The 23,778-nt window shown below is 60.0% G+C and carries 20 protein-coding genes and 1 tRNA gene; 10 read left to right on the top strand and 11 right to left on the bottom strand.

Features of this window, described 5'->3' with window-relative positions; all coding sequences use genetic code 11:
- The first annotated feature begins 46 nt into the window (after nucleotides 1-46).
- From AB5Y53_RS12405 to AB5Y53_RS12395, 3 genes are read left to right on the top strand one after another with little or no spacing between them, the layout of a single operon-like run.
- Nucleotides 47-970, top strand: a complete 924-nt coding sequence (locus AB5Y53_RS12405) for an AraC family transcriptional regulator (protein WP_104454932.1) — start codon at nucleotides 47-49, stop codon at nucleotides 968-970.
- Nucleotide 971: 1 nt separating this feature from the next.
- Nucleotides 972-1,493, top strand: a complete 522-nt coding sequence (locus AB5Y53_RS12400; RefSeq protein WP_039039627.1) for a lipocalin family protein — start codon at nucleotides 972-974, stop codon at nucleotides 1,491-1,493.
- Nucleotides 1,490-1,933 carry an N-acetyltransferase family protein gene (locus AB5Y53_RS12395; RefSeq protein ID WP_368182179.1) on the top strand — a complete coding sequence of 148 codons (444 nt, stop codon included), beginning with the start codon at nucleotides 1,490-1,492 and terminating at the stop codon, nucleotides 1,931-1,933. The genes AB5Y53_RS12400 and AB5Y53_RS12395 overlap by 4 nt, the downstream gene beginning before the upstream one ends.
- 128 nt (nucleotides 1,934-2,061) lie before the next feature.
- Here AB5Y53_RS12395 and AB5Y53_RS12390 read toward each other — a convergent pair whose 3' ends face one another.
- Together AB5Y53_RS12390 and AB5Y53_RS12385 are read right to left on the bottom strand one after the other, a co-directional pair.
- On the bottom strand, nucleotides 2,062-3,951 hold the full coding sequence (locus AB5Y53_RS12390; RefSeq protein ID WP_368182177.1) for a methyl-accepting chemotaxis protein: 1,890 nt from the start codon (nucleotides 3,949-3,951) through the stop codon (nucleotides 2,062-2,064).
- A gap of 169 nt (nucleotides 3,952-4,120) precedes the next feature.
- Nucleotides 4,121-4,843 (bottom strand): LysR family substrate-binding domain-containing protein, encoded by a 723-nt coding sequence (locus AB5Y53_RS12385; protein WP_368182175.1) that lies wholly within the window; start codon nucleotides 4,841-4,843, stop codon nucleotides 4,121-4,123.
- A 303-nt stretch (nucleotides 4,844-5,146) separates the two neighbouring features.
- Here AB5Y53_RS12385 and AB5Y53_RS12380 point away from each other — a divergent pair, with 303 nt between their 5' ends.
- Nucleotides 5,147-6,448, top strand: a complete 1,302-nt coding sequence (locus AB5Y53_RS12380) for an ATP-binding protein (protein WP_368182173.1) — start codon at nucleotides 5,147-5,149, stop codon at nucleotides 6,446-6,448.
- Nucleotides 6,441-8,207, top strand: a complete 1,767-nt coding sequence (locus AB5Y53_RS12375; protein ID WP_368182171.1) for a tetratricopeptide repeat protein — start codon at nucleotides 6,441-6,443, stop codon at nucleotides 8,205-8,207. The genes AB5Y53_RS12380 and AB5Y53_RS12375 overlap by 8 nt, the downstream gene beginning before the upstream one ends.
- Nucleotides 8,208-8,373: 166 nt before the next feature.
- Here AB5Y53_RS12375 and AB5Y53_RS12370 read toward each other — a convergent pair.
- Nucleotides 8,374-8,450, bottom strand: a tRNA-Trp gene (locus AB5Y53_RS12370).
- A 202-nt stretch (nucleotides 8,451-8,652) separates the two neighbouring features.
- Here AB5Y53_RS12370 and AB5Y53_RS12365 point away from each other — a divergent pair.
- The 4 genes from AB5Y53_RS12365 (at nucleotide 8,653) to AB5Y53_RS12350 (ending at nucleotide 11,581) form a co-directional block, all read left to right on the top strand.
- The gene (locus AB5Y53_RS12365) at nucleotides 8,653-9,195 is read left to right on the top strand and encodes a hypothetical protein (protein WP_368182169.1); all 543 of its coding nucleotides are present in this window, start codon (nucleotides 8,653-8,655) and stop codon (nucleotides 9,193-9,195) included.
- A gap of 274 nt (nucleotides 9,196-9,469) precedes the next feature.
- A complete protein-coding gene (gene pyrB, locus AB5Y53_RS12360) occupies nucleotides 9,470-10,390 on the top strand; it encodes an aspartate carbamoyltransferase (RefSeq protein ID WP_010676005.1) in 921 nt (306 codons plus the stop codon).
- Nucleotides 10,391-10,406: 16 nt separating this feature from the next.
- On the top strand, nucleotides 10,407-10,871 hold the full coding sequence (pyrI, locus tag AB5Y53_RS12355) for an aspartate carbamoyltransferase regulatory subunit (protein ID WP_010676006.1): 465 nt from the start codon (nucleotides 10,407-10,409) through the stop codon (nucleotides 10,869-10,871).
- A gap of 218 nt (nucleotides 10,872-11,089) precedes the next feature.
- A complete protein-coding gene (locus tag AB5Y53_RS12350; protein WP_039039633.1) occupies nucleotides 11,090-11,581 on the top strand; it encodes an arginine repressor in 492 nt (163 codons plus the stop codon).
- Between the two features lie 154 nt (nucleotides 11,582-11,735).
- Here the strand turns inward: AB5Y53_RS12350 and AB5Y53_RS12345 are convergent, their stop codons facing one another.
- From AB5Y53_RS12345 to arcA, 4 genes are all read right to left on the bottom strand, one after another.
- A complete protein-coding gene (locus AB5Y53_RS12345; RefSeq protein ID WP_010676008.1) occupies nucleotides 11,736-13,142 on the bottom strand; it encodes a YfcC family protein in 1,407 nt (468 codons plus the stop codon).
- Nucleotides 13,143-13,263: 121 nt separating this feature from the next.
- A complete protein-coding gene (gene argF, locus AB5Y53_RS12340; RefSeq protein ID WP_010676009.1) occupies nucleotides 13,264-14,268 on the bottom strand; it encodes an ornithine carbamoyltransferase in 1,005 nt (334 codons plus the stop codon).
- 78 nt (nucleotides 14,269-14,346) lie between these two features.
- Nucleotides 14,347-15,273: a carbamate kinase gene (arcC, locus tag AB5Y53_RS12335; protein ID WP_201872883.1), complete on the bottom strand. Its 927-nt coding sequence runs from the start codon at nucleotides 15,271-15,273 to the stop codon at nucleotides 14,347-14,349.
- 62 nt (nucleotides 15,274-15,335) lie between these two features.
- Nucleotides 15,336-16,556, bottom strand: coding sequence for an arginine deiminase (arcA, locus tag AB5Y53_RS12330; RefSeq protein WP_010676011.1), 1,221 nt, complete (start codon nucleotides 16,554-16,556; stop codon nucleotides 15,336-15,338).
- 746 nt (nucleotides 16,557-17,302) lie between these two features.
- On the opposite strand from arcA, the gene AB5Y53_RS12325 reads away from it, so the two are divergent.
- Nucleotides 17,303-17,479, top strand: a complete 177-nt coding sequence (locus tag AB5Y53_RS12325) for a hypothetical protein (RefSeq protein ID WP_368182167.1) — start codon at nucleotides 17,303-17,305, stop codon at nucleotides 17,477-17,479.
- A gap of 742 nt (nucleotides 17,480-18,221) precedes the next feature.
- Here AB5Y53_RS12325 and AB5Y53_RS12320 read toward each other — a convergent pair.
- Genes AB5Y53_RS12320 through mglB form a run of 4 tightly spaced genes read right to left on the bottom strand, consistent with a single transcriptional unit; the run spans nucleotide 18,222 to nucleotide 23,599 of the window.
- On the bottom strand, nucleotides 18,222-19,955 hold the full coding sequence (locus AB5Y53_RS12320; RefSeq protein ID WP_039039635.1) for a methyl-accepting chemotaxis protein: 1,734 nt from the start codon (nucleotides 19,953-19,955) through the stop codon (nucleotides 18,222-18,224).
- 57 nt (nucleotides 19,956-20,012) lie between these two features.
- Complete coding sequence (mglC, locus tag AB5Y53_RS12315) at nucleotides 20,013-21,023, bottom strand: galactose/methyl galactoside ABC transporter permease MglC (RefSeq protein WP_323919598.1); 1,011 nt, start codon at nucleotides 21,021-21,023, stop codon at nucleotides 20,013-20,015.
- Nucleotides 21,024-21,038: 15 nt separating this feature from the next.
- A complete protein-coding gene (mglA, locus tag AB5Y53_RS12310) occupies nucleotides 21,039-22,559 on the bottom strand; it encodes a galactose/methyl galactoside ABC transporter ATP-binding protein MglA (RefSeq protein ID WP_010676015.1) in 1,521 nt (506 codons plus the stop codon).
- Nucleotides 22,560-22,612: 53 nt separating this feature from the next.
- Nucleotides 22,613-23,599: a galactose/glucose ABC transporter substrate-binding protein MglB gene (gene mglB / locus AB5Y53_RS12305; protein WP_010676016.1), complete on the bottom strand. Its 987-nt coding sequence runs from the start codon at nucleotides 23,597-23,599 to the stop codon at nucleotides 22,613-22,615.
- Between the last annotated feature and the right edge of the window lie 179 nt (nucleotides 23,600-23,778).

The following is a 23,778-nucleotide window of genomic DNA, read 5'->3' as shown; positions in this document are numbered from 1 at the left end:
GGAGCTTTCTGCCGATTTCTTGCCTATTTCTACTGAGTCTGGATAAATGAGTACAAATCAGCCCATCGCGGCGACCCACCAGTCCGCCCTCGCCAGCCGACTCGCCGCCCTGGCACCCCACCCGGGGATCACCGCCGCCCCCGTGCCCGGCGTGCACCTCATCTACACCACGGAGCATCATGACCGCATCCCGGTGCTCTACCGCCCGCGCATGATCATCATCCTGCAGGGGCACAAGGTGGGCTATCTCTCGGACTTCACCTTCCGCTACGACCCCGAGCACTACCTGATGATGACCCTGCCGCTGCCCTGCGAGTGCGAGTGCTTCGCCTCCCCCGAATCCCCTCTGGTGGGGCTCTCGGTGGAGATCGACGTGGCGGCGCTGCAGGCCCTGCTGCTGGAGATGGGGGACGCGGCCCCCGCCCCGGCGGAGCCGGGTCGCGGCGTGGTCTCCGTGCCCCTCTCCGAGACCATGCTCTGCGCGGTGGAGCGCCTCATCGACGTGATGGACAAGCCGCTCCACGCCCGGGTGCTGGGGCCCCAGATCGTGCGCGAGATCCTGTTCCACGCCCTGCACGAAGGGGGAGCCCCCGCCCTGCTGGCCATGGCCAGTCGTCACAGCCAGGTGAGCCAGATAGCCCGGGTGCTGCGTATCATGGAGCAGCGCTTTACCGAGAACCTGACGGTGGAGGAGCTGGCCCGGGAGGCGAACATGAGCATCTCGGCCTTCCACCACCACTTCAAGGCGGCCACCGCCACCTCGCCCCTGCAGTACATCAAGACCCTGCGCCTGCACCGGGCGCGGCTGATGATGCTGCACGACGGCCTCAAGGCCGGGGTGGCGGCGGACAAGGTAGGCTACGAGAGCGGCTCCCAGTTCAGCCGCGAATACAAACGCTTCTTTGGCAACACCCCGAGCGAACACGCGGCACGCTTCCGCTCGGGACAACTGCGTATCGTGGAGGGATGACATGCGCACACTGATCCTGCTCGTTCTGACCCTGCTGGCCACCGCCTGCACCGGCATTCCACCGGGACACCAGGTGGTCAAGCCCTTCCAGCTCGACCGCTACCTGGGCACCTGGTACGAGGTGGCCCGCCTCGATCACGGTTTCGAGCGCGGCCTGAACCGGGTCACCGCCACCTACAGCCTGCGGGATGACGGCGGTGTCAGGGTGATCAACCGGGGGCAGGACGAACAGGGGGAATGGCGCGAGGCCGAGGGGCGCGCCTACTTCGTGGGCGACAGCGACGAGGGGCGCCTCAAGGTGAGCTTCTTCGGCCCCTTCTACGGCAGCTACAACGTGCTGGCGACGGACTATGACCTCTCCCTGGTGAGCAGTTACAACCTCCAGTACCTCTGGATCCTCTCCCGCACGCCCCATCCCCCCAAAGAGAAGGTAGAGGCCCTGGTCGAGCGGGCCCGGGGGCTCGGCTTTGCCACCGACCGGCTGATCTGGGTCAGCCAGGATCCGGCGGGGAACGCCCCATGAGGATCTTCCAGGCCACCCCCGGGGACATTCCCCAGGTCACCCCCCTGTTCGTGGAATACCGGGCGTTCTACCGGCTGCCTGCCCGGCCCGAGGCCGCCGAAGCCTTCCTGCTGGAGCGCTGCACCGCCGGGGAGTCGGTGCTCTTCGTGGCCCAGAGCGAGGCGGGAGAGGTGCTGGGATTTGCCCACCTCTATCCCCTGTTCTGCTCCCTCGCCCTGAAGCCCATCTGGCTGCTGTACGATCTGTTCGTGGCGCCGGCGGCCCGCCAGCAGGGGGTGGCCCAGGCGCTGCTGGCGCGGGCCGATCGCCACGGCCAGGAGACGGGCGCCGCCTTCCTGATGCTGAGCACCGCCACCGACAACCGGCAGGCTCAGGCCCTCTACGAAGGACACGGCTACCAGCGGGACAACGAGTTCTACAGCTACATCAAGCCTCTCTGAGCCTATGCCTGCGCCCGTTGCAGGGCCAGGACCCGGCATTATTCAGCGGGTGCATGGCGAAATAATATCCATACACAGAATGAATAAAGGCGACCCCGGGGTCGCCTTTGTCACATCCGGGTCCCAGCCTAGAGCCGGAAGCGCCCGATCTCCTGCTCCAGCCGCTCGGTGAGAGACTTGAGCTGGGCCGCCTGGGCGGCCTCTTCGCCAGCCTGGGCCGCCAGCGCCTGGGAGACGTGGCGGATATTCTCGGTGTTGCGGCTGATCTCGCCGGTCACCGAGGTCTGCTCCTCGGCCGCCGCCGCGATCTGGGTCGCCATGTCGCTGATGGCGCCGATGGCCTCGTTGATCCTGCCCAGGCTGAGATTCGCCGCTTCGGCGTCCTCCACGCTGGTGCCCGCCAGCTGGCGGCTGGTCTCCATGCCACCCACCGCCTTGCGCGTGGTCTGCTGCAACGCCTCGATCATCTGCTGGATCTCGGCGGTGGAGTCGTGGGTGCGGCGCGACAGCACCCGCACCTCGTCCGCCACCACGGCAAAGCCGCGCCCCTGCTCCCCGGCCCGGGCCGCCTCGATGGCGGCGTTCAGGGCCAGCAGATTGGTCTGCTCGGCGATGCCGCTGATGGTGGCCAGAATGCCGCTGATCTGCTGGGCGTGGCCATCCAGCTCGTGGATGGTCTGGCTGGCGTCGGAGACCTCCCCCGCCAGCCCCGTGATGCTGCGCTGGCTCTGGCCGACCTGGGACTGGCCGGCCACCGCGAGGCGCACCGCATCGCCGGCGGTGTTGGCAGCAAACTCGGCGTTGCCGGCGATCTCCTGGGTTGCGGAGGCCATCTCGGTCACCGCGGTCGCCACCATGACGATCTCGTCCTGCTGCTGGCTCACCCGCTGGCTGCGGGCCTCGGCCCCCGCCGCCTGGGTGCGGGACTGGGCCGCCAGCTCGACGGTGGCGTCCCGCAACCGGCTGACGATGCCGTGCAGCCTGGCCACGAACTGGTTGAAGTTCTGGGCCAGCTGCCCCACCTCATCCTGGCTGCGGGTGGCGATCTGCACCGTGAGATCCCCCTCCCCGTGGGCAATGTCGGCGAGCGCCCTGGAGACCCGCCCCAGATCCGCGAACAGGTAGTTGAACATGGCGATGAGCAGGGCACCGAACACCAGCAGCAGCACCAGGGTCAGCCCCACCAGTTGCCACAGCAGGGAGGCGAGCGGCGCCTCAAGCACCTCCTTGTACATCACCATGGCGAGCAGCCAGTCGGTGCCGGGCACTCCCTGCACCGAGAGCAGCACCTCGCGCCCGTTCAGGTTGGCGCCGTGCAGCTCGCCGTCGCGGCTCCACGCATCCAGCGCCGCCCCGGTGAGGCCGGGATCCAGCTCCGCCACCTGCTTGAGCGCCAGCTCCTTGTTCGGGTGGCCGACGATGAGGCCGGTGCGGTCGAGCAGCATGGCGTAGCCCTCTCCCTGCACCTTCATGGCCAGCACCTCGTCGATGAGGGCGTCGAGGGAGAGATCCGCCCCGGCCACCCCGATCACCCGGCCCTGGTGGCTCACCGGCTCGGCCAGGGTCACCACCATCTGCTGCATGGTCACGCTGACATAGGGCGGCGTGACGATGAGCTTGCCCGCCTTGTCGGCGTTCTGGTACCAGGGGCGGGCCCTGGGGTCATAGTTGGCGGTGTTGAGGGCGGGATCGTGGCGGGTCATCTCCCCCTGCGCCGAACCAAAATAGGTGAGGCCGAAACCGCCGGAGGTGCGGGTCTGCAACAGGTGGGGCACCAGGGCCGTGTCGGGGTCGCGCGCAATGACAGCGGCCAGGGCGTCGACCGCGTGCTTGCGATCCTCAAGCCAGTTGCCGATGGCCACCGAGTGGGCGTGGCCGTAGTTGACCGCCTCGCTCTGGATGGCGTCAAGGGTGCGGGATTTGAGGGTGTGGAAGGCGACAATACCGAGCAGGGCTGCCATCAGCAGCACTACCCCCAGGCTGGCCGCGAGCAGCTTGCCGCGCAACGAGAGAGTCATGACAACGAATCCTTGTGGTAGCAGGGGCCGAAAATACCCCCATCTTGGTAGGTGATATCGGCGCAGCCGAGGTGGGACTTTAGTGAATCACCTCAATTTTCTTATTTTTGGCAACAGGAGCTGCTGTGAGTCACGAAAATCACGAGATCCTCGCCTATTTTCTCCCCCTTCAGGCTCCCCCCGCCGCCCACTGGTGATGGTGACTGGGAGCGGACGACTGTCCGGCCAGCTCGGTCAGCAACAAGTCCAGCAGCGCGGGGGGACGCTCCCTGTGCCAGGCCAGTGCCGTGGTCACCACCTGCACCTCCCCCGCCAACGGTCGAATGACCACGTTGGCGGGTGCGCTCTTGTACAGTGTCTCCGGCACCAGGGCCACCCCTTGTCCACAACCGACGAAGGCCACCTGGGAGGCCACGGTGCGCGCCTCGTGCAGCACTCTGGGAGCAAATCCCGCCTCATGGCAGCAGGCCATCAGGGTATCGAAGTAGGTCGGGTTGAGGGCACGGGGGAACAGCACGAAGGGCTCCTCCGCCAGGGCTGCAAGGGGCACAGACGCTTCCCCTGCCAGCGCGTGGGTGGCTGGCAGGGCCACTGCCAGCCGATCCTGCTTGAGGGGGTGCACCCGGATACTTCCTTCATCCCGTCCGGCCAACCTCACCAGGGCCAGGTCCAGCTCACCGCTTTCCAGCGTAGGAATGGCGTCGGCACTGTCTATCTCCCGCACCGAGACGGTGATCCCTGGGTGGCTCACCTTGAGGCGCTCGATCACCCTGGGCAACTCGTCGAGCATGGCGGAGGTGATGGCCCCTATGGTCAGCAGCCCCACCTGACCCGATGCCGCCTCCCGCACCGCCGCCCCAGAGGAGATGTTCTGCGCCGCCGAGCGACTCATCGAGCAGCGCTACGTGGACACCCTGACCATGGAGGAGCGGAGGAGCACTCCGTGGCGTAACAGATTGCGGATATCAAGTAAAGCGGGGCGAGCATCAAAATGGTTGCCTGTGTCTTGCATATCAGTGGGAAGGAGCCTCAGTGCTTCTTGGTCATGCCTATCTGCGACATAGCATTTTACCATGTTGATTTTATTGAACTCTTTTAAATGCTCTGCATTTTTTCTCATGACCCAGCCCAGTGACAGAGCCGCCTTGCTCATGTTATTCTCAACTACTTATTTTGTTTTTTTCGGTGAAATATCATGAACGAGACAGTATTGAGCCCCAAAGATTTTCACAATGCATTTTTGGATACCGCATTTCGTGACAAAAATGTGGCAACCTATTATGTAAATCGTTCTCCTGATGCAGCCCACGATATCGTTGCCGAAATAAAACAAGCTATAGATTGGGAAGACTCACCGGGCTGTTATTTATTTTCCGGTCTCAGGGGTGCAGGTAAAACCACCGAGCTAAAAAAACTTATGCTCGAACTCGAACAAGAAAATATTCCGGTATTTTATTGTGATGCGGGTGATTACCTCGATTTAAATGAGCCAGAGATCACCCAAACCGAACTGGTTTTTACCGCCTTGGCCGGGCTATCCCATGGGATTGAAATAAAATTTGGCAAAAACTTCCTCACAGAAAGCATCTGGGAACGCACCAAGCGCGCCCTGACCAGTGATGTCGAGCTTAAGCCAACCTTGAAGATGGCCAATATCGAAGCTGCCTTTTCACTGCGGGATAATCCGTCCTTCAAAAAAGAGCTAATCCAGTTTGCTCGCGCCTCCAGTCAGTTTTTTATAGATGCCAATGCCTTTGCCAAGGAAGTCGCCGACCAGGTGAAAGTCGAGACGGGACAGAATAAATTGGTACTTATCGTTGACTCTCTGGAGCGTTTGTCAGCCCCATCTGGTCGCGAACAGGTTCTTTATGACTCACTGAAGGATCTCTTCTTTAACTTCCCTGATCGTTTATCGTTCCCTGATATTACCGTCATCTACACCACACCTCCCTATCTGCATGCCGTGTTGCCTAATATTGATCAATTCTATTCTGGTACCTACTCACTATCTAACTTCAAGGTGATGAACAAGCCGGAGCAAGGTCATATGCCAGAAAAAAACCAGCCCGGCATAGATAAGATACTGGAAGTGGTGAATAAGCGACGTCCTGACTGGGAGCGCTATATCACATTAGAAATCATGAGCGAACTGGCCTGGCTATCCGGTGGCAACCTCAGGCGTATGTTTTCTCTCATCAGGCTCTGTATCAGAAAAGCGGAGCTGATAAAGTCAGGTTATCCACTCGCGGATATGCAGAGCGAACCCATCACTCAGGCCATAGTGGAGGAAACCAAACATCTGCATTGGCTAAATGCCGAAGACCGGAAATGGCTTGAGCACTGTAAGAGAGAGAGTGGTAATTTGGCACAGCATATGACCGCACTGGAAAAAGATCTGCCGCCCATTATTCGCCTGTTCGATCATTCATTGGTATTGAACTATCAAAATGGCAGTATCTGGTATCAGGTTCCCCCGATCATTTACCAACATGTCTGATCATTATCTCGAACGGCTTTGGGCCGAAATTAAGCTGCTGCTGGATTGGCATCAGGACTTCTCCCTCTTCTTTGTACTGGTAGAAGACAGTCGTGCCGCTATCACCCTGCGCGAGCACGTCAACGACCTGATGCGATCCCACTGCAAGCCGCTAAGATGGCTTCGCTCAACGGATGCAAGAGAGGCCGAAACCACCCTGATCGCCGAGCTGTTTGACGAGACGCGCACTCAAGGCGCCCCGGTGTGGCTTGAGTTATCAGCCGTGGATACCGTTGCCGATGCCTCACCAGAATCAAGCCAAACAGAGCAACCCTGGGATCGCGCGCGAAAGACCATCCTCTCCATTCTCAATAAACGCCGCTCAGAACTGGAAAAGCGTCTCAATAGCCCCTTGTTTATCCAGTTGCCCCTCTCTTTTGCTCAGCACATCGTGACCATGGCGCCGGACCTATGGAGCATCCGCCAGCAACTGATCGAATTACCCCGGACGCTCGCTCAACCAGATATTTCTCACGAGCCCCCTATCCCACCGCTCCCGGAGGATCGGACCAGCCTCGATCAACAGGTGAGCAGTCGGCGAGAGGCGCTCAGGCGCGCCGAAAACGCATGTCAGAAAAAACCGTCTGCAAAAAATATGCGACACCTTGCCGTAGCCCAATCTCAGCTGGCGAAAATGCTGTGTCGCATTCATCTATTTGAGGAGGCGTTCGAGCTTGAACAGAAAGCGAACGCGACGTTTCGCACTCTTGTAAGCAAATGGGGACAGCAGCCCCAGATGCTCAGAGATCTTTCAGTCTCCCTTAATAACCTCGCTGATATCGCTCGGGCTCAGGGACGGCTTGAGGCCGCCCAGACCGCCTGTGAAGAGAGCCTGACCCTTCGCCGCAGCCTGCGAGCCAGCCATGGCGATAGCCCACAAATGCTGCGAGATCTATCCATCTCACTCGAACGACTTGGTGATGTTGCCTGCGCCCAGGGGCGGCTTGAAGCCGCGCAGGCAGCCTTTGAGGAGAGCCTGACCCTTCGCCACAACCTGCGGGCCAGCCTCGGCGATAGCCCGCAGGTGCTACGGGATCTCTCCGTGGGGTTAAATAAGCTGGGAGATATCGCTCTCCAACAAGGCCGACTTGAAACCGCCCAAGCCGCCGTTGAGGAGAGCCTGGCCCTTCGCAACAACCTGCGAGCCAGCCTCGGCGATAGCCCGCAGGTGCTGCGGGATCTCTCCATTGCGTTAAGTAAGCTAGGCGATATTGCCCACGACCAAGGGCGACTTGAAGTAGCGCAGACAGCCTTCGAAGAGAGCTTGACCCTTTGCCGCAGCCTGCGAGCCAGCCTAGGCGATAGCCCGCAGGTGCTGCGTGATCTCTTCGTCGCGTTAAACAGGCTAGGTGATATTGCCCACGCCCAGGGGCGGCTTGAAGCCGCCCAGGCCGCCTTTGAAGAGAGCCTGACCCTTTGCCGCAGTCTGCGAGCCAGCCTCGGCGATAGCCCGCAGATGCTGCGGGATCTCTCCGTCTCACTCGAACGACTTGGTGATGTTGCCCACGCCCAGGGGCGGCTTGAAGCCGCCCAGGCTCCCTTTGAGGAGAGCCTGACCCTTTGCCGCAGCCTGCGAGCCAGCCTCGGCGACAGTCCGCAAGTATTGCGGGATCTATCCATTGTGTTAAACAAGCTGGGAAATATCGCCAATGACCAAGGGCGATTGGAGGCCTCGCAGGCCGCCTTCGAGGAGAGTGAGGCCCTTGGTCAGCCGCACTAGCACCCCGCCATGGCACGATGCATCAACAGGATGTGCTTGAGTCGCCACGCTCAAGCACTCCTTAACAAACACCTAAGCAGGTGGCTACGACGAGGGGAATATTCAGAATTTCATCAGATGATAGAAATGCGAAAGGCCAGCTCAATGAGCTGGCCTTTCTGAAAAATGGCAGGGGCGGCAGGACTCGAACCCGCAACCATCGGTTTTGGAGACCGCTGTTCTACCAATTGGAACTACGCCCCTGCAACAAACGAGGCGTAGTATACAAAGCGGAGGTCAAAGGTAAAGGCTTTTTTTCTCACTTTCGATGCGATCGAACAAATGACGAGCAGATCCCCGCAATTCCAACAAGGAGCGGGGGTAAGCTGCTGTATTTGCAGCCCCGACGGGGTAGGAATGGGACACAAATGGGGGTAGGGTGAAACCAGGCTCAGGGAGGCTGCCCATGCTCAATTACCGACTGCTGCAACAGCTTGCGCCCCTCAACTTCCGGGATGAGCGCAAGACGGAGACCCTGGCCGACTATCTGGACAGAGTCTCTCCCCTGGTGCCCTCCATTCCCTCCAATGTGCTCGCCCAGTGGATTTACCGTCATTGGCGCGGTTTTGAATCCAACTGGAGCTTTATCGATCTCTCCAGCCACCAGTTCGAGTGCGAGCACTGGCCCACCGCGCAGATTATCGAGCAGATAGACTCCCGCCACATGGAGGTGATCGATCGCTGGGGCGAGATGCTGCGCAGCAACCGCTACGTGCGCCGCTCCTGGCTCGGCGATGACATGCTGCGCCGGGGCACCTGGTCCGAGCCTGTCATCGTCCTCGCCACCGCCCCGGGAACCTGCTACCCGGACGGTCATCCCCTGCCCCATCCCTACTGCCTGCTGGAGGGGCACCACAGGCTCGGCTACCTGCGCAGCATGGCCGCCGATGGCGCCCCCTTGCAGGCGCAGCACGCACTCTGGATTTGTCGACCCGTTCGCGACACTTAAACGTTTTTCTAGGCAAATCCTGCCTATGAAATAAATTTTTGACAATTCAAAAACCAGCCCTATAATCGGTGCGGTTTTGAAAAAGGTCGGGACAGGACAATGCCGTTTTTGATGAAAAAAGCAGCCTTGCAGACGGGTGGAGCGCACCAGAGCGGCCCCGTTGTTTCCGGTTCCCGTCCCACAGATCCCCCGTTTTTTTTGAAAAGAGCCCCTGTTTCAGGGGCTTTTTTTTGTGCCGGAAAAACCTTCATTGATGCCAAAGGGAATGCAGACGATGACCAATCCACTCTATAACAAACACGTCATCTCCATCTCGGATCTGACCCGGTCCGACATGGAACTGGTGGTCGCCACCGCACAGCGGTTGAAGGCCGAACCCGACAGCCGCCTGCTGAAAGACAAGCTGGTCGCCAGTTGCTTCTTCGAAGCCTCCACCCGCACCCGTCTCTCCTTCGAGACCGCGGTCCAGCGCCTGGGCGGCAACATCATCGGCTTCGCCGACGGCGGCAACACCAGCGCCAAGAAGGGCGAGACTCTGGCCGACTCCATCAAGATCATCAGCTCCTACACCGATGCGGTGGTGATGCGCCACCCCAAGGAAGGGGCAGCCCGTCTGGCCTCCGAGTTCTCCCGGGTGCCGGTCATCAACGGCGGTGACGGCTCCAACCAGCATCCCACCCAGACCCTGCTCGACCTCTTCTCCATCCACGAGACCCAAGGCAAGCTGGACGGCCTCAACGTCGCCTTCGTCGGTGACCTGAAGTACGGCCGCACCGTCCACTCCCTGGCCCAGGCCCTGAGCCTGTTCAACTGCCGCTTCTTCTTCATCTCCCCTGAGGCGCTGGCCATGCCGGACTACCTCTGCGAGGAGCTGGAAGAGAAGGGCATCCGCTTCAGCGTGCACGAGACCATGGAAGAGGTGATGCCGGAGCTCGACATCCTCTACATGACCCGCGTCCAGAAGGAGCGCTTCGACGAGACCGAGTACAAGCACATGGCCGCCAAGTTCGTGCTGGAGCTGGCGACCCTGGAAGGGGCCAAGCCCACCATGAAGATCCTCCATCCCCTGCCCCGGGTTGACGAGATCGAGGTCGCCGTCGACAAGACCCCCCACGCCTACTACTTCCAGCAGGCGGAGAACGGGGTCTATGCCCGCCAGGCACTGCTGGCACTGGTACTGAACGAAACCGTCTAAGGGAAAGGGGAACATCATGTCCGAGAAGAACCAACTGCAAGTCGAAGCCATCCGCCACGGCTCCGTCATCGACCACGTCCCCGCCGGCCAGGGCATCAAGATCCTCAAGCTGTTCCAGCTGATCGAGACCCAGGAGCGGATCACCGTCGGCTTCAACCTCAAATCCGGCGCCCTCGGCAAGAAGGATCTCATCAAGATCGAGAACACCCGTCTGACCGAGCAGCAGGCCAACCAGCTCGCCCTGTTCGCCCCCAAGGCGACCGTCAACATCATCGAAGACTTCGTGGTGGTGAAGAAGCACCAACTGGCGCTGCCGGAGTTCATCGAAGGGGTCTTCCACTGCCCCAACTCCAACTGCATCTCCCACAACGAACCGGTGGAGAGCTACTTCCGGGTGCGCGAGGTGAAAGGGGCGGTGCGGATGAAGTGCAAATACTGCGAGAAGTCCTTCACCCAGGACATCGTCAGCGAACGCTACTGATTTCCTGCCGACAAAAGATATCCATGTGGGCCCCATTGGGCCCATTTTTGAACCCTGTCACATCACTTATTCCCCCTTTGGTTATAATTTGCCATCCCGTAATGGATATACCTCGCTCATCCCCTGCTTGAGTGCTCCTCATTAGTGTTTTTCGCTATGAAAAGCCGGAACGACAGACTGGGCGAGACCGCCATCGCTCATCGCCAAAGGAAGCCGCCATGGTCAACACCCTCAGCCGCCCAGCAGAACCAGAGTCCGACCTGGCCCAGCTCGACGCCTGCCGCCAGATCATCGGCCAGCACTGTTACAGCACCCAGGAGGAGATCCGCCGCGAGCTCTCCGCCCGCGGTTTTGCGGACATCAGCCAGTCCACCATCTCCCGCCTGCTGCGCCGTCTCGGGGTCGCCAAGGCCCAGAACGCCAACGGCAAGAAGGTCTACACCCTGGTGGACGAGCAGCTGGAGCCCGCCGGCAGCACCCGCTCCATCCATGACATGGTGCGCGCCGTGGTCCACAACCAGCAGATGGTGCTGGTGCATACCACCCCGGGGGCCGCTACCGTGGTGGCTCGCCTGCTGGATCGCAACGCCAATCCCGAGATCCTGGGGGCCGTGGCCGGCAACGACGTGGTACTGATCGCCCCGCGCCACATCAGCCGAACCCGCCAGGCTCACGCCGCCGTGGTGCGCACCCTGGAAAACGCCCGCTGACCCCTGCTGGATGCCAGAAGGCGACCCTGGGGTCGCCTTTTTGTTGCCCGCGCGGCAAGGAGTCAGGCCACGGGAGAGGCCGGGCGCCCCGCCTTGCCTGCCATAAAAAACGGGAGCCCCAGGCTCCCGTTGTTATCCCTATCTCTGTCGGCATTCATGCCAGCACAGCGCCCAGGCTCAGGCAGAGCACGATCAGCACGGTCAGCATGCCGAGCAGCGGGGCCACCCACTTCAGCCAGCGCACATAGGGCACCTTGGCAATGGCCAGCCCCCCCATGACCACGGCGGAGGTCGGGGTCACCAGGTTCACTAGGCCGGAGGCGGACTGGTAGGCGGTGACCACCAGCTCGCGGCCCACGTTGGCGAAGTCGGCAAGCGGCGCCATGATCGGCATGGTCAGCACCGCCAGACCGGAGGAAGAGGGCACCAGGAAGGAGAGCACCACTTCCAGCACGAACATCACGTTGATGAAGACGATGGTGGAGAGGCCGGTCACTATCCCCTCTGCGCTGTGCAAAATGGTGTGGGTGATCATGCCGTTGTCCATCACTACCACGATACCGCGGGCGATACCGATGATGAGGGCCACGCCGAGCAGGTCACGAGCGCCGTCGATGAAGTTGGAGGTCAGCTCCTCCTCGCTCATGCGGGAGATGACACCGACGATGATGGCGGCAGCCAGGAACACGCCGGAGATCTGCGCCATCCACCAGCCCAGCACGGCCACCCCGTAGATCATCACGGCAAAGGCGGCGACGAAGATACCCAGCACGATCTTGCGGGTGGTGGTGAACTCCAGCATCTGGTCGCTCTTGTTGCCGAGGAAGTGGGCACGGTTCTCTTCCCACTTGTCGGCCACCAGGGACTTGCTGGGATCGCTTCGCACCATCTTGGCGTAACGCATCACATAGGCCACGCAGATCAGCCAGCCGGCCACCAGCATGGCGACCCGCAACCAGATGCCGTCGGTGAAGGAGATGCCGGCCGCGTTGGCGGCGATCACGGTGGCGAACGGGTTGATGGTGGAGCCCAGGGTACCGATACCGGCCCCCAGCAGCACGGTCGCGGCAGCGACCACGGGGTCGAAGCGGGCGGCCATCATCACCGGCACCAGCAGGGTGTAGAACGGCAGAGACTCTTCCGCCATGCCGTAGATGGTGCCCCCTGCGGCGAACAGCGCCATCAGGATCGGGATCATCCACTCTTCACGGCCACGCAGGCGATCGGTGACGCGCTCGATACCAGCATCGATGGCACCTGTCTTGGTCACGATGCCAAGGAAGCCACCGATGATCAGGATGAAGAGGGAGACGTCGATGGCGCCAGCCTCATAGGTGTCGTGGTTGTAGAGACCGTCGATGGGTGCCAGCAGCACGTCGACAATCCCCTGGGGATTGGCATCCACCAGTTTGTAGGTACCGGCCACCGGCACTTCCTTGCCGAGGGCCTCGTTCATGGTCATCTCGTATTTGCCGGCCGGCACTATCCAGCTCAGGGCGGCCACCAGGGCGATCAGCACAAACAGTATCGTGTAGGCTGACGGGAACTTGAATTTGGTCATGGTCCAGCTTCCTTCTGTGGGTGTGGTATCCATGCAGGCTGCGGGTCGTAGGGTTGGAGGTATTATGCCGCTGTCACATGGTTGAAAAGCCGGGGGTCACCCCCCGGCACCACTGACGACGTCAGTCGCCCAGCGTAGCCACCATCACTGCCTTGATGGTGTGCATCCGGTTTTCCGCCTCGTCGAACACGATGCTGTGCTCGGATTCGAACACGTCCTCGGTCACTTCCAGGCCCTTCATGCCATATTTGTCGGCCACTTCCTTGCCCATGGTGGTCTCGTCGTTGTGGAACGCCGGCAGGCAGTGCATGAACTTCACATCCGGGTTCTTGGTGGCGTTGATGACGTCCATGTTGACCTGATACGGGGTCATCAGTTTCACCCGTTGATCCCAGGCTTCCTTCGCTTCACCCATGGAGACCCAGACATCGGTGTAGAGGAAGTCGGCACCCAGCACACCCTCTTTCACGTCTTCGGTCAGGTGGATGCGCGCACCGGTCTCTTCGGCGATGAGGCGGCAGGTGGCAACCAGCTCCTCTTCCGGCCAGAAGGCTTTCGGCGCCACCAAGCGGATGTCCATGCCCATCTTGGCGGCACCCACCATCAGGGAGTTGCCCATGTTGTTGCGGGCGTCACCCAGGTAGGCGAACTTGATCTGATCCAGACGTTTGCCCTTGCCGTGCTCCAGCATGGTCATGAAGTCCGCTAGGATCTGGGTCGGGTGGAATTCGTTGGTCAGGCCGTTCCAGACCGGCACACCGGCGTGGGCCCCCAGCTCTTCGACGATCTCCTGGCCGTAGCCGCGGTATTCGATGCCGTCATACATGCGGCCCAGCACCCGGGCGGTGTCCTTCATGGACTCCTTGTGACCGATTTGGGAACCGCTCGGGCCGAGGTAGGAGACCTGGGCGCCCTGGTCGAAGGCCGCCACTTCGAACGCACAGCGGGTGCGGGTGGAGGTCTTCTCGAAGATCAGGGCAATGTTCTTGCCGACCAGATGCTTGCGCTCATAGCCACCGTATTTGGCTTTCTTCAGGTCGATGGCCAGATCGATCATGTATTGGATTTCGCGAGGGGTGAAGTCCAGCAGTTTCAGGAAGTTACGGTTACGCAGATTAAAAGCCATGATGAGTTCTCTCTATATTTGTTCAGACCAATTTGGCAGTGTCATTGACTACGCAGTTGTTCAGACCAGAGCCTTGGCTCAGGCATTGACGGTATTGGTGGCGACGATGTTGGTGCCGGCTTCCCCCTTGAGGATGGCGAGGCCATCTTCCAGGGAGCCGATGCCGACCATGCCGCCGGTCGCCTTGACGAATTCACAGGAGGCTTCGACCTTGGGCCCCATGGAGCCGGCATCGAACTTGACGCCAGCCAGCTCGTCCGGGCTGGTGACCCGCAGCGGACGCTGGGTCGGCTTGCCCCAATCCAGATAGACGGCATCGGCGTCGGTCAGGATCAGCAGCGCGTCGGCCTTGATCTGCTTGGCCAGGTAGGCGGCAGACATGTCCTTGTCGATCACGGCCTCGATGCCGGTCAGGCTCTGGCCATCCCAGGTCACCGGGATGCCACCACCACCGGTACAGATGATGAGGTGACCCTGGGCAATCAGGGTTTCGATGGCGTCGCCTTCGACGATGCGTTGGGGCAGCGGGGACGGCACCACGCGGCGGAAAAACTTGCCGTCTGCCTTGACCACCCAGTGCTTCTCGGCAGCCAGGGTGCGGGCTTCCGCCTCTTCGTAGACGGGGCCGATGAACTTGGTCGGGTTGGCAAACGCCGGATCCTTGGGATCGACCTGCACCTGGGTCAGCAGCGCGGTGACGTTGCGGCTCGGCATCAGGTTCTTCAACTCCTGGATCAGCATGTAGCCGATCATGCCCTGGGACTCGGCACCCAGCACATCCAGGGGATAGGGGGAGACCTTGGTGTAGGCGCTGTTCTGCAAGGCCAGCAGGCCGACTTGCGGGCCGTTGCCGTGCACCAGCACCACGTTGTAATCCTCGGCGATGCGGGCGATGGTCTTGGCGGCGGTGGCGATGTTCTTGCGCTGGATGTCGGCTTCCAGAGGTTCACCGCGGCGGAGCAGGGCATTGCCCCCCAGGGCGACGACGACAGTTGGTTTTTTCATGGGTGTTACTCTCGAATTCGGGTGTGTGTGGCGCCAGCCTCTGCCGGCGCCACGCCGTCTTGTTAGATGCCGTCACGTTCCATCGGGCAGCTCATGCAGCGGGCGCCGCCGCGGCCACGTCCCAGCTCTTCACCCGGGATGGGCAGCACAGTGATGCCGGCCTTGTCGTACTTCTCGTTGGTGTAGGTGTTGCGCTCGTAACCCACCACCACGCCGGGGCGCACGGTCAGCACGTTGTTGGCGTCGTTCCACTGCTCCCGCTCGGCCTCGAAGCTGTCGCCGCCGGTGGTGATGAGCCTGAGCTGATCCACCCCCAGCGCCTTCTCGATGGCGGTCACGAAGTAACCCTCTTCCTTGATGTTCATCCCGGTGGCACCGCCCGGGGTCAGGCTCCAGCAGTTCACATCCTTGCGGATGACTTCCGGATAGACGGAGAAGGTGTCGACATCCATGTGGGTCATGACGGTGTCGAGGTGCATGCAGCTGCGGTGTTTCGGCAGCTCCATGGCGATGACCTGTTTCGCCTGACCGTGCTTGAACAGGCTGCGGGCCAGGTGCTCCACCCCTTGTGGCGTGGTGCGCTCGGACATGCCGATGAGCACGGCGCCACGGCCGATGACCAGGACGTCGCCCCCTTCGATGGTGGAGTTGTCGTAGTCGCGCTCCTCGTCACCGAAGTACTTGATGAACTCCTGACCGGCAAACTGCGGGTGCCAGCGGTAGATGGCCTTCACGTGGTTGGTCTCGCGACGACGGGCGGCCTTGGCCATGGGGTTGATGGAGACGCCGCCATAGACCCAGCAGGAGGTGTCGCGGGTGAAGAGGTGGTTGGGCAGCGGTTCGATGATGAAATCGGTCGGGGCATGCATGCCGACCACCATGTTGACGCCGCTGTAGGGCATCTCGGAGTAGGTGAGGCCGCCGGAGAGGATGCGGGCCAGCTCGCGGTGAGGCATGTCCGCCAGGAAGCAGCGCACGTCGTTGGCCAGGGCAGTGCCGAGGCGATAGTCGGAGACCTGGTGTTGCAGCAGCCAGGCTTTGGCTTCCGGCACGTCCAGGGTTTCCGCCAGCAGATTGGTCAGGAGGAAGACTTCGACATTCTGATCGCGCAGTACCTGAGCGAATTTGTCGTGCTCCTGACCGGCACGTTCCACGGACAGGACGTCGTCAAACAGCAGATCCTGGCAGTTGGAAGGGGTCAGACGCTTCAGACTGAGGTTGGGGCGGTGCAACATGACACGGCGCAACTGGCCAACTTCAGAACCTACATAAAATTTGCTCATGATGATATTCCGTCTAGCAGTGGTCCCTGCGAGTGATTGAATAGATTCCTTCTATTCAGGCTCGTGGCTAAGGCGGGATATTCTTTATGTAGGGTACTCGGCTTGTGTTCTATCCTGCCCTTGCCTTTCGACGCAGAGATTAGGTCTGGCAACTCCACCAAACTTGGACATTGATCACATTCACCCTAGACTGCATAAATTCAGAAGTTAATTTATGATGGAGTTTACATATCTGACATTTCCCTCACCCTCCATCCGGCATAAATACGCAATAAAGCCCCAATATATTCCACAAAGAACGCAATTCCATTCACCCATGATATCCAAAAATGGATAGCCACCAATAAAAAACATCAAATAAATCAATACATTAAAATCAAAACGCTCATTTTTTGAATAAACTTCACCCACCTTTGAATTTATCCTCGCTTGTCATCCCGTTTGCTCTCACATAAATAATCACCTGCTCCTTTATCGCTGAATAATCCATCTCTTGTCCCAGATCATGGCGGCCTGCCCGGGCCAGATGGCGAGCCTCATTGCCAAGTCGTGTGCACTATCTCTTTTATATGGATATGCATTTTGCACGCATCCTGATGGCGGCTTTTTCACCGACCGGAGTGCAACCGGGATTCAAAGTTTTTTCATTAGTTGAATTTTTTCAGTCACCTTGCGCCGATTTCGGGTTCGCCTTAACTCAAAAAGTGATGCTTGTCACATTCGTTCCCGTCACCAAGGAGATAACCATGAAGATCCCGTCGCTGTTTCTGTTCGTCGCCCTGGTCCTGCCCATGACACCGGCCTTGGTGCATGCCCAGGGAGCCCCCGCCATGCCGCTGGTGGTCTGTCACGTTGACCAGGCACCCCAGATGCTGGTCCCCGCCTACCTATGCCAATGGCACGGTGGCAGCCTGCATCCCTGACCCTCTCGCCCAAGGGGAGGCGATCTCCTCTTGGGTCATCCCCGCTTTCCCTCCTTTATCTCCTGAATGGGATCCGGACCACGCCACCTGCATCATGCCCGTTGCCCTCCTCCACCCTCATCTGCGATCGACACTGACCGGCCTCCCCGGATTCTGAACCGCAGTTAAACGCCTTGTGAGATATTCGCCATCGACTGCGTAAGCAAAGCACCAATAAAATTCTCGCCATAGTCGGAAGATGCGCGTGAAAAAACAGCACGATAGATCATTAAGGCCATGATTTTAAAAAAGATAACTTCATTATCCTTTCTCGGGAAACCAGTTTGAAAAAAACGTTTTTCAGCATGTCATTGTCGCCCTGCGCGAAATCCTTATAGTTACTCCTGCACGGACGCAATGAAGTCGGTCAGGAAGACTGGCTGCCAGGGTTGGGCAAATGGACTCACCACAGGATGTGGTAAAGGACACCTCCCAGGACGGAGAAAGTGCGACGGGAACGGATGACTCGTCAGGCCATGATGGCTAAAGGACACCCCAAAGGATTGGGAAGGGGAAACCTAAAGGAAGAGGTATAGTCAGGGATTGCAGGGAGCAACTTCGTTCAAGGATATGAGCGATAAGACTATCGGGGGCGACGCAAGTCGCCCCCATCTTTTTTGGGTATTTTTCACGTCTGCCCGCTGATGGGTCACCCCGGCCACGGTACTGCTGGCCAGGGTACCCGGGACTCGCCCAGCCGGCGCTATTCCAGCCGGAAGTGCCCCACTATCTCCCGCAGCCTGTCATAGGTGCGCTGCATGGCGTTCGAGCTGTCCACGGTGCGCTCGCCATTCCCCTTGAGCTGGGTGATCACCTCGGCGATGGCACTCATGTTGCGATTGATCTCCTCGGCAACGGCACTCTGCTCCTCCGCGGCCGTGGCGATATGGCTGATGAGATCGTTGATCTCCACCACTTCTCCCGCCATCAGATCCAGTGACGCATTCACCTTGCTGGTGTTTTCCGCCGCATCCTGGCAGCTCTGCCGGGTGTTGCCCATGGCGGCCACCACGGTCTGGGTGCCCCGTTGCAGCCGGGTCAGCATGGTCTGGATCTCGGCAGTGCTTTTCTGGGTGCGTCCCGCCAGAGAGCGCACTTCATCCGCCACCACCGCAAACCCCCGCCCCTGCTCCCCGGCCCGGGCCGCCTCGATGGCGGCGTTGAGGGCCAGCAGGTTGGTCTGCTCTGCGATGCCACCGATGACCCCGAGAATCGAGCCTATCTGCTGCACATCCTGCTGCATGGCTTCGATGGAGTGTGCCGTGGCCTCCACCTCCGTCACCAGCGCAGTGACGCTGGCCATGGCCTGATCCACCACCTGACGCGACTGGTTGGCCAGTTGCTGGCTCTGGCCAGTCAGCTGGGCAGTATTGGCCGCGCTCTCCGATACCGAGACGGCAGTACGGCTCATCTCGTTGATGGCGGTGACCACCTGTTCGGTCTCCCGCACATGCTCCGCCAGCAGGCCCTGGGCTGACCCCGTCTGCCTCGCCAATGCCGATATCCCTTCATTGAGCTGGCCACTCGCTTGTCTCACCTCCCCCATCATGCCCTGCAACTGCTCGATGAAACGGTTGATGCCCGCCGAGATCTGGCCGAGATCATCCTTGCTGGTCACCGTGAGCCGGCGGGTCAGATCCCCATTGCCCTGGGAGAGCTCCTGCACCAGGTCGCGCAAGGAGAGGATGGGTCTATAGGCCAGGTTGAGGGCCACCATGGAGAGGGCCAGTACCAGCGCCGCCACTCCGAGCAGGGCCAGGGTGATCTTGCCGTTGAGCGCCTGGGTCATGGCCCGGATATAGTCGAGATCCACATAACCGGTCAGGGTCCACTCGCTGCCGCGAATATCCAGCTTGTTGGGGCGGCTCTCGCTCTCTCCCTGGGGCTTGCTGCTGTAGAGCACCTGTCCCTGACTGTCGGTGAGGGAGAAGTAACGCCCTTCCCCGCTTACCTTGGTCAGCAGCGTCTTGAACTCGCTCATGTCGAGGTAGTAGAGGTAGGCGGAGTCGGCACCGCGCGGCACTAGGATGGAGATGACGGGTTTGCCGTCGAGCTGCTCCAGCGGGCTGACGGTGATCTGGTTGTTGGCGGCGGGGATCAGCTTGCGCAGGGCGTCAACCCTGGCCTTGTCGTCGATGACCCCGTTCGCGTCGAATGCCATGTCGCCAATGAGCTTGACAATGTTGTGAAAGCCGGTCTCCTGCAGCGCCTTCTTGACGCTGGTCACCCCGAGGTTGAGGTTGGCGGCCAGCAGCACCTTCTGGTTGATGTCACCCGCCAGCTTCTCCCTGACCAGGGTGATCTGCTCGTTGATGTTCTGGGTGGCCTGGGTGCGGATGTAGCCGCTGATGAAATGGTTGACGCTGAACCAGGCGGTACCGATGGTGACCAGAATGGCGAGCAGCAACAGCACGTTGATTTTGACTTTGAATGCCATGGTATGGGTCCCTCCAAAGAGAAAGGGCCGGGATGACCCGGCCCTCCCTGCCAATGCTTACTTCTTCTTGGCGTACTTCATGGAGTCCAGGGCTACCGCCAGGATGATGATGCCGCCCTTGATGATGAACTGCCAGTAAGGGCTGACACCGATGTAGGTCAAACCATAGTTGATCAGCGTGAAGATAAGTACGCCGGTGATCACACCCGCGACAGTTCCCACACCGCCGGCAAACGAAACCCCCCCCACCACGCAGGCCGCGATGGCATCCAGCTCGTACATGAAGCCGAGGTTGTTGGTGGCACTGCCGATCCGCCCCGCTTCCAGCATGCCGCCGAAGGCGTAGAAGACACCGGCCAGGGCATAGATGACCACCAGGTTGACGGCGACGTTGACGCCGGACACCTTGGCCGCTTCCGGGTTGCCGCCGATGGCGAAGATGTTCTTGCCAAAGCGGGTCTTGTTCCACAGCACCCAGACGAAGATGCTGGCGATGGCCGCATAGAAGGTCAGGTACGAGAGCTTGAACCCGCCAATCCGGATGAAGCCCTGCGCAAAGTTGGAAAAGCGAGGATCAAACCCGGCTACCGGAGAAGCCCCCACGGAGTCGAAATAGAGGGAGTTGATGCCGTAGACGATGATCATGGTGCCCAGGGTGGTGATGAAGGGCGTCACGTTCAGGTAGGCGACGATCAGGCCGTTGACCAGACCAATCAGGGCGCCCACCACGCACACCAGCAGGATCACCGCCGGAATGGGTACCTCCCCCAGGGTGGGGAAGACCTTGTTGACGTTGGTCAGGGCCTGCAGCATGGTGGCCGCGATCAGCGCCGCCAGACCGACCTGACGACCGGCCGACAGGTCAGTACCCTGGGTGATGATGATGCCCGCCACCCCGAGGGCGATGATGACCCGCACCGAGGACTGGGTCAGGATGTTGCTGAGGTTGGTGAGGCTGAGGAAGGAGGGCTCCTTGATCACGATGATCATGAGCAACACCAGCAACACCACATAGATGCCGTTCTCTTTGAGCGCCTGCATCAGATTGAAATTTTTAGCCGACTCCATAATGTCTTCCTGTCTTTATAGGTACAGAGATGCCAGGCGCAGGATCTCGCTCTGGTCAGTTTCTTTGGTGTTGACGATCCCCGCGACCCGGCCATTGCTCATGACCATGATGCGGTCCGTGATGCCGAGCAGTTCCGGCATTTCGGAGGAGATGATGACGATGCCCTTGTCCTTCTTCGCCAGCTCCAGGATGAGCTGGTAGATCTCGAACTTGGCGCCGACGTCGATACCCCGGGTCGGTTCATCCAGCATCAGGATCTCGGGCTGGGTCAGCAGCCAGCGACCGATGATCACCTTCTGCTGGTTGCCACCGGAGAGCGAGCCGATCTGGGTCTGCTGGGTCGGTGTCTTGACGCGCATGGAGTCGATGACCCACTGGGTATCGCTCTTCATCTTGTTGTCGCTGAGCAGCCCCATGGATCCCTTGTAGTTGTCCATGTTGGCGATCAGGGAGTTGAATGCGATGTCGAGGCGTGAATAGATCCCGGTGGAGCGGCGCTCCTCGGTCACCAGGGCGAAGCCGTTCTGGATCGCCTCGTGGGCGTTGTGGTTCGCCACCTCTTTGCCGTGCAGCTTGATGGTCCCTTCGCTGCGATCACGGATGCCGAACAGGGTCTCCACGATGTCGGTGCGCTTGGCCCCCACCAGACCGGCGATGCCGAGGATCTCCCCCTTGTGCAGGTTGAAGGTCACGTCCTTGATGGAAGGCTGGTTCTTGGCCGTCAGGTGCTCGACCTCGAGGATCACCTCTTTGGGCTGGTTGGTTTTTTCCGGGAAGCGCTGGGTGAGCTCGCGGCCGACCATCATGCCGATGATCTGATCCATGGTCATGCCCTTGAGGGGCTGGGTCGCCACCCACTGGCCATCCCGCAATATGGTGATCTCGTCACAGAGCTGGAAGATCTCTTCCATCTTGTGGGAGATGTAGACGATGCCGCACCCCTTCTCCTTGAGCTTGTTGATGATCTTGAAGAGGTGGTTGACCTCTTTCTCGGTCAGGGAGGAGGTGGGTTCGTCCATGATGACGATCTTGGCGTCATAGGAGAATGCCTTGGCAATCTCGATCATCTGCATCTGGGAAACCGACAGGGTGCCGACCTTGACCCTGGGGTCGATGTCGATGTCCAGCTCCTCGAAGATATGCTTGGTGTCCTGATACATCTTGCCGTGGTCGACAAACAGTCCCTTGGTGGGATAGCGGCCGAGCCACATGTTGTCCATCACGGTGCGTTGCAGTACCAGGTTCAGCTCCTGGTGCACCATGGAAACGCCATTCTCCAGCGCCTCTTTGGACGAGGTGAAGTTGATCTCCTGTCCCTTGAAGAAGATCTTGCCCTGATCCTTCTCGTAGATGCCGAACAGGCACTTGAGCAGCGTGGACTTCCCTGCACCATTCTCGCCCATCAACGCATGCACAGAATGAGGACGGACCCGTAAATTGACATTATCGAGTGCCTTGACGCCAGGAAAGCTCTTACTGACGTCAATCATCTCCAACAGCCATTCTGATTGTTGCCGTGTTGTCATATCAGCCATCACATCTGGTTGAAAAGAGGGCAAGGGGATCTCCCTTGCCCTGAGGGGAGGAATTACTCGAATTGGGACAGGTTGTCTTTGTCTACGCCCACGTAGGCAACGCGGACGACCTTGTTGTCGATCTTCCAGTTGGTGCCTTCACCAGCCGGCTTGCCTTCGGCCAGGTTCTTGGTCAGCTCGAAGGTGGCCTTGGCCTGGTTGGCCGCATCGTTCAGCACGGTACCAGCCATGGCACCGCTCTTGACCATGGCCAGGGCTTCCGGCAGGGCGTCAACACCGAACACCGGGATGGCGGTCTTGCCCTGGGCCTTCAGGGATTCCACGGCGCCCATCGCCATGCCGTCGTTGTTCGCGATGACCACTTCGATCTTGTTGGCGTTCGGACCGGAGATCCAGGCGTCCATCTTGTCCTTGGCCATGGCGGTATCCCACATACCGGTATCCATGTGCAGTTGCTCGGTCTTGATGCCGCCATCGTTCAGGGTCTTGACGACGTAGGTGGTGCGTGCTTCCGCATCCGGGTGGCCAGGCTCACCCTTGAGCAGCACGAACTGGATGACGCCATCCTTGTTCAGATCCCACTCGGGGTGCGCTTTCCAGTGCTTGGCGATCAGCTGGCCCTGGATGATGCCGGACTCCTTGGAGTCGGTGCCAACGTAGTAGGCCTTGTCATAGCTGGCCAGGTCGGCCGCGCTCGGTTCCTTGTTGTAGAAGACCACGGGGATCTCGTCCGCACGGGCTTTCTCAATCACGACAGGGGCCGCCGCCGGGTCAACCAGGTTGATGGCCAGGGCCTTCACGCCCTTGGCCAGCAGTACATCGATCTGGTCGTTCTGCTTGGACTGGTCGTTCTGGGAGTCGTTCATCAGCAGTTCCACACCCGGGGTGGCCGCCGCTTCTTTCTCGATGGCCTTGCGCACCACGGCCATGAAGTTGTCGTCGTACTTGTAGACGGTGACCCCGATACGGGTATCGGCCTGGGCTTGGGCTCCCGCCATCAGTCCCATCAGCAAGGTGGCAACTGTCGTGAGTTTTTTCATTGTTATGCTCCGATCTCTATCTGTTTTTTGTAGGGAATGCTGTACACCGTTTGAGCTGGCGCCAGCCTAATGTAATCAGTTTGTTGTGAGGCGGTCTGTGATCCTGGCAACAAAATGAAAACGTTTACACTCTGTTACATAGCCGTAATATTGTTAAAAATTAAATAGTTACGTGAGAA

This window comes from Aeromonas sp. R7-5 (assembly GCF_040908015.1).
GTDB lineage: Bacteria > Pseudomonadota > Gammaproteobacteria > Enterobacterales > Aeromonadaceae > Aeromonas > Aeromonas caviae.
The sequence above is the reverse complement of the archived record's forward strand: the minus strand, read 5'-3'. Positions and strand labels throughout refer to the sequence as shown.